The sequence below is a fragment of the Xenorhabdus sp. PR6a genome (assembly GCF_028599065.1).
In the GTDB taxonomy this organism is placed as follows: domain Bacteria; phylum Pseudomonadota; class Gammaproteobacteria; order Enterobacterales; family Enterobacteriaceae; genus Xenorhabdus; species Xenorhabdus doucetiae.
In genome coordinates, this window is record NZ_JAQRFJ010000162.1 from 1 (window position 1) to 1,194 (window position 1,194).

General features: G+C 58.0%; 1 protein-coding gene and 1 pseudogene. Both read left to right on the forward strand.

What is annotated here, in order from left to right; all coding sequences use genetic code 11:
• Positions 1-567: pseudogene (locus PSI15_RS18030) on the forward strand (DNA primase); the annotation flags it as partial.
• 229 nt (positions 568-796) lie between these two features.
• On the forward strand, positions 797-1,194 hold a 398-nt coding region (locus tag PSI15_RS18035; protein WP_273584718.1), incomplete at its 3' end, for a site-specific integrase.

Sequence of the window (1,194 nt, forward strand, 5' to 3'; positions counted from 1 at the left end):
CTGTTAAGGCCGCTTAATGTGGTCAACCCTTACGCAGCGCAACTGACCTTTATGTCTGACAAAACCCGCACCCGCCGTGACCATATGAAATACCTGACCTTAATCCAGAGCATCGCGTTGCTGCATCAGCATCAGCGGGAAGTGAAGGTGGTTGAGCATCGCGGGCAGCCGCTTGAATACATTGAAGTGACGCAAGACGATATCCGGCTGGCGAACCAGCTCGCCCACGAGATTTTAGGCCGCACGCTGGACGAGATGCCGCCACAGACGCGCAAGCTGTTGTTGCTGATACAGCAAATGGCGCAAGGCATGTGCGCCGCAGGCCAGCAAACGTTACGCGAAGTCCGCTTTACCCGGCGGGATATCCGCGATTTTACCCACTGGAGCGACAACCAGCTTAAGGTGCACTGCCAGCGGCTGGCTGACATGGAATACCTGCTTATCCACGGCGGCAGTCGCGGGCACCTGCTGCAATACGAGCTGTTATGGGACGGTGAAGCGGCTGACCGTGCGCACTTATGCGGCCTGATAGAACCGAAAGCGGCCGCAGACAAGCAAACGACCTGATACTACGAATGGCGCAAGTTGGACTGAACTTGGCGCAAGTTGCCCCCAAGTTGGTGTCAAGTTGGCGCTAAGTTGGGGCAGTAAAATCAGCCGCAAAGCCCGTGCTGAAAAGGGTTCACCGCCCGCAAGTTGGAGAAACAAAAAAATCACTGTTCCGGCCTCCTCCATCTCCTCCATCATACCGTAGCGCCGGAACGGCCTGTTCACCTTCCCACAGAGGAAAACCGTCATGGAAACCCAACCGACCCTGACCCTTGCCACCCTGCGCCAGCAGCTTGAGGCGTATCTGGATACCGTTGTTGACCGTGGATACAGCAAACGCACACAGGAAGCCTACCGGGAGCGGCTGCGCCCGTTCGTGGACTGGTGCGAACTGCGTGACGTCCGCCATGCGCCACAGGTCTCACTGGCGTTGCTGGAGAGCTGGCAGCGTTACCTGCGCAGTTACCGCAAGGCCGACGGGCAGTATTACACCAACGGCGGCCTGATAAGCCGCCTGAGTGCGTTGCGGGGCTGGTTCCGCTGGCTGCTGAAACGCCACCATATCCTGTATAACCCGGCCGAGCTGCTGACGATGCCGAAAGAAGAAAAACGCCTGCCCGCGCAGGTGTTAAGTGAGACCGAAAC